This window comes from Trinickia sp. (genome assembly GCF_036503415.1).
Lineage (GTDB): Bacteria > Pseudomonadota > Gammaproteobacteria > Burkholderiales > Burkholderiaceae > Trinickia.
In genome coordinates, this window is record NZ_DASXWY010000080.1 from 1 (window position 1) to 4,778 (window position 4,778).

A 4,778-nucleotide genomic window follows, 5' to 3' on the forward strand; every position below is an offset into this window, starting at 1 on the left:
CGCCGGAGCGCAGTGTGCGGACAAGGGGATATGCCATGCGTCGCAGAGCGCGGCCGCTTTGAGAAAGCCGCTCACGCCGCCGCATCGGCTCGCGTCGGCCTGCATCACATCGACCGCTTGCGCTTCGAGCATGCGGCGGAAATCGTCGGGGTTATAGGCATATTCGCCGGCCGCGATGTCCATTGCCGGCGGTGCACGACGTCGCACGGCGTGCAGCCCGGCGAGATCGTCGGAAGAAACGGGTTCCTCGAACCAGGTGACGTCGCATTCGGCGAAGCGCTGCGCGCAATCGAGTGCGGATTTGACAGAAAGCGCGCCGTTCGCATCGACGAAGAGCGCGGCGGCGTCGCCGATCGCCGCGCGCGCGCATACGACGCGCTCAGGATCGCGAGCCGGCTCGCTGCCGACTTTCATCTTGACGGCGCGGCAGCCGTTCTCGCCCACCCATCGCTCGAATTGCTCTCGCAGCTGCTCGTCGCTATAGCTCGTAAAGCCGCCGCTGCCATACACCGGTACGGCTTCGCGTATCGGTCCGCCGAGCAATCGTACGAGCGGCAATCCGGCGAGTCTCGCTTGCAGGTCCCACAGCGCGCAGTCCACGGCCGAAATGGCCGTGGCGGCGACGCCGGCGCGGCCGATGTTGCGCACGCGGCGCCAAAGCCGCTGCGTGAGCGCACGCGCGCAGCCCGCGTCGCCATGAAGCAGCTCGGGGGCGAGCGTTTCGCGAATCAATGCGACGGCGCAGGCATCGGTGTACGTATATCCGATACCGGTGCAACCGCCTGCGTCGATCTCCACGACGATGAGCGTCGTGGCATGCCATTCGAACGTGCCGTCGGCTTCGGGCGCATCGGTCGGTATCGTGAAGGCGTGCGCGCGGACGGCCGCGATCGGGGTCGTGTCGCGGCTTGGTGCCTTCGGGGAGTCAGCACGGCGTGTGGAGTGGTCGGCAACGCTCATTTTCAGCGGAATCGGTAAACGCTTACCCAACGCCACCGACACGCAAGGTGCATGCCGCGCTGCGCCCGGCCCAGCGGGAGGCCCCGCCGCGAGGCCGGGGGCGCGCGAGGCGGCCCGGGCATGAACGATGCGTCGCACTGCGTGGCCCCCGGCGCCGATCCGCGAGTTACAGGCGGCCGGTGGTCAACTTTTACAGACGATGGCAATGGTCATGCACGGCTGCGTTGCGGGTGTCGTCAGGCATGTGCCATGCGCGAATCGCAGGGTCCTTGAGGACGGAGGATTTGCCATGAGCAGCGATACCAGCAAGAAGGGCGAGCAGTCGAAGCACGAGGAGGACCTCATCGACAAGTCGGTCGAGGATACCTTTCCCGCCAGCGACCCACCCGCCGTCGGCGGCACGACGAAGATCGGTTCGAAAGACGATAAAGGGGGCAAGGATCGCGATAAAAGCGACAGCACCCCCAACGGCAGCGAGGATGGCACCGGGGGCAGCGAAGACAAAGGCACTGCCGCACCGACAGGCCGTCCCCCCGCACGCTGAGCGATGAAGACGGCGCCGCTCGAATACCTGGCGCATGCCGCCGGGCCGGCGAGCTTGCCGACGCAACGGCTCGAGTGGGCGCTCATCGGGCTCGTGAGCGCGGTCATGATCGTCGTGGCCGCGCTGCTCGTAGCCGCGCTCATGCGTCGGCGCCGGAGCGGGCGGCCCGATGCGATCGGGGCCGAAGCGGGGGGCATGTCGTGGATCTACATCGGCACGGGTGTGTCGTCGCTCGCGTTGTTCGCCACATTGATCTATGTGATGGCGACGCTCGAATCGGTGGCCGCGCCGCGCGTGGCGCCCGCGCTGCAAATCGATGTCACGGCTTATGACTGGTGGTGGAAGGTCGAGTACCCGTATGCCGACGATGCCTCGCGCAGCTTCGCAACTGCGAACGAAATTCATATCCCCGTCGGCGTACCGGTTCAGATCAAGCTGCGCAGCGCCGACGTCATCCATGCCTTCTGGGTTCCGCAATTGGCCGGCAAGACCGAGATGATCCCCGGCCAGATCAACGAGCAGTGGATAGAGGCCGATGCGCCGGGCGTCTATCGCGGGCAATGCTCGCAGTTTTGCGGCGCGCAGCATGCGCATATGGCGTTCGAGGTCGTCGCGCAGCCGCAGGCGGAATTCGATGCATGGCGGCGGGCGCAGGCGCGCGGCGCGTCGCCTGCCGCTCAGTCGGCCGCGATCAATGCAGGCAAGCGTCTGTTCGGCGAGCGCTGCGCCGGATGCCACGCGGTTCGCGGTACCGATGCGGCGGGCGCGCAAGCGCCCGATCTCACGCATCTGGGCTCGAGACGGTTGATCGCTGCGGGGCAGTTGCCCAACACCGCTGCCAATCGGCTCGATTGGATCCAGCATGCCCAGCGCATCAAGCCCGATTCGATGATGCCTTCGATGGCGCTGTCCGCCTCGGATGCGAGCGCGCTGTCCGCCTATCTGGCGACGCTTCAATGAACCGGGACTCAACGAGGAACAAGCGAGAGATAGCCGATGTCCGATACGCCCGCCCCTGCATTGTCCGGCGATTCGCCGGAAACCATGCGGCTTTCGAGGCCGCTCGTGCGCGAGTCCATCGATGCCGACCGTGCCGAGCGCCTTGCCGAAATCTGGGAAACGCGGCGTGGGTGGCGGGGCTGGTTTTCCACTGTCGATCACAAGACGATCGGCCTGCGCTATCTGGTGACGTCGTTTCTCTTTCTGTTGCTGGGAGGCGTCGAAGCGCTCGTCATGCGCGTGCAGCTCGCCCAGCCGAACGCGACCGTGCTCACGCCGGAACAGTACAACCAACTGTTCACGATGCACGGCATCACGATGATCTTTCTCTATGCATCGCCGGTGCTGTCGGGCTTTTCGAATTTCCTGTGGCCGCTCGTACTCGGTGCGCGCGATATGGCTTTCCCGCGGCTCAACGCGTTTTCCTATTGGGTTTTCCTGTTCGCCGGCATCTTCTTGTATGCGAGCTTCCCGCTCGGTGAAGCGCCGAATGCGGGTTGGTTCAATTACGTACCCCTATCGGAATTGACCTACGATGTGGGGCCGAACATCGATGTCTATTCGCTGGGCATGGTGCTGCTCGGCATTTCGACGACGGTGGGGGCGGTCAATTTCGTCGTTACGCTGCTGAGAATGCGCGCGCCGGGCATGTCGATCGATCGCATTCCGGTGCTCGTATGGGGCACGTTGACCGCATCGGGCGCCAATCTCTTCGCGGTGCCGTCCGTGAGCCTCGCGTTCCTCATGCTGTGGCTCGATCGCCGTATCGGCACGCATTTTTTCGACGTCACCGCCGGCTCGCATGCGCTCTTATGGCAGCACATGTTCTGGATCTTCGCGCATCCGTGGGTCTACGTTGTCGTGCTGCCGGCCATGGGCATCGTCTCCGATGCGCTGCCCGTGTTCTGCCGGCGGCCGCTCGTGGGCTACGGGCCCGTGGCGATATCGACTGTCGCGACGATGGTGATCGGCTTCGTCGTCTGGATCCACCATATGTTCGCTACCGGCCTGCCGCCGCTCGCGCTGTCGTTTTTCGGCGCTGCCAGCATGGTGATCTCGATTCCGAGCGCCGTCGCAACGTTCGCATGGATTGCGACGATCTGGACGGGACGCCCCGTTTTTCGCGTGCCGTTTCTGTTCTTCGCCGGTTTCGTACTGCTGTTCGTGATCGGCGGCGTCTCGGGCGTGATGACGGCTGCCGTGCCGCTCGACTGGCAGTTGACCGATACCTATTTCGTCGTCGCGCATCTGCATTACGTCCTGATTGGCATCAATGTGTTCCCTGTAGTCGGTGGCATTTATTTCTGGTTTCCGAAATTCACGGGACGGATGATGAGCGAGCGGCTTGGACGGATCACGTTCTGGCTCATGTTCGTCGGCTTCAATCTCGGGTTCTTCCCCATGCATATCGCCGGGTTGCTCGGCATGCCGCGGCGAATCTATACCTACGGCGCCGATATGGGCTGGACGACCGTCAATTTGCTGACGTCGATCGGCTCGTTCATCTTTGCGCTCGGTATCGCCGTGTTCGTCGTCGATGTGCTGTATAGCCGCAAGCGCGGACCGATCGCGGGCAACAATCCCTGGGATGCGCCGACACTCGAATGGACCGTTCCTTCGCCGCCACCGCCTTACAACTTCGCCGTCGTGCCGACGATCGCCAGCCGCCATCCGCTGTGGGAAGGGCGAATGCAAGGGGAAGGCGGCGATGCCGGCGAAGCGCCGCGCTCGCGCCTCGCCGATGGCTATATCCTCGATCAGGGGCGCGAGGCGCTTGGGACGACCGCGCTCGAAGCCGCACCGTATGTGATTCTGAAGATGCCGGAAGACTCGTACGCGCCGTTTTGGCTCGGCCTCACGGCAGCGCTCTTCTTCGCGGGGCTGGCATTACATGCCTGGTATTTCGCCGGCCTCGCGCTGCTTCTCGCCGCCGCAACGATCGTCGTTTGGCTGTGGCCCGAGCGCCGGTTGATGCAGCGCGAGCCCGAACCGGTCGCGAGGCACTGACATGGACGAGCCTCCACGCTCTTTCGCAGGAAGCTCGGGACCCGCCTGGGACGGGGCCGAGCAGGGCGAGGCCGAGACCGCCTCCGCGGCGACGCTGCGATCAGACGGCACCAGCGTGCCCGTGGGCAGTGCCGGCAATCGTTCCAGCGGCTGGCTTGGCTGTCTGATGCTGATCGCGACCGAGGGCGCGTTGTTCGGCTATCTGATCTTCACTTATCTGTACCTCGCGGTGCAGACCACGCGGCATTGGCCGCCCGAGGGTTTGCCC

Annotated in this window: 4 protein-coding genes and 1 pseudogene; 4 read left to right on the forward strand and 1 reads right to left on the reverse strand. The window is 64.7% G+C overall.

All coding sequences use genetic code 11. The annotated features are described in order from the left end of the window. A partial coding sequence (locus VGL01_RS11020; protein WP_331569180.1) for an enolase C-terminal domain-like protein occupies positions 1-960 on the reverse strand: 960 nt, incomplete at its 3' end. A gap of 289 nt (positions 961-1,249) precedes the next feature. Here VGL01_RS11020 and VGL01_RS11025 point away from each other — a divergent pair. The 4 genes and pseudogenes from VGL01_RS11025 to VGL01_RS11040 form a co-directional block, all read left to right on the forward strand. Continuing rightward, the gene (locus VGL01_RS11025) at positions 1,250-1,504 is read left to right on the forward strand and encodes a hypothetical protein (RefSeq protein ID WP_331569182.1); all 255 of its coding nucleotides are present in this window, start codon (positions 1,250-1,252) and stop codon (positions 1,502-1,504) included. A 3-nt stretch (positions 1,505-1,507) separates the two neighbouring features. Continuing rightward, positions 1,508-2,464 carry a cytochrome c oxidase subunit II gene (gene coxB, locus VGL01_RS11030; protein WP_331569184.1) on the forward strand — a complete coding sequence of 319 codons (957 nt, stop codon included), beginning with the start codon at positions 1,508-1,510 and terminating at the stop codon, positions 2,462-2,464. Positions 2,465-2,548: 84 nt separating this feature from the next. After that, the gene (gene ctaD, locus VGL01_RS11035; RefSeq protein ID WP_331569186.1) at positions 2,549-4,510 is read left to right on the forward strand and encodes a cytochrome c oxidase subunit I; all 1,962 of its coding nucleotides are present in this window, start codon (positions 2,549-2,551) and stop codon (positions 4,508-4,510) included. Between the two features lies 1 nt (position 4,511). Further along, positions 4,512-4,778, forward strand: a pseudogene (locus VGL01_RS11040) (hypothetical protein); the annotation flags it as partial.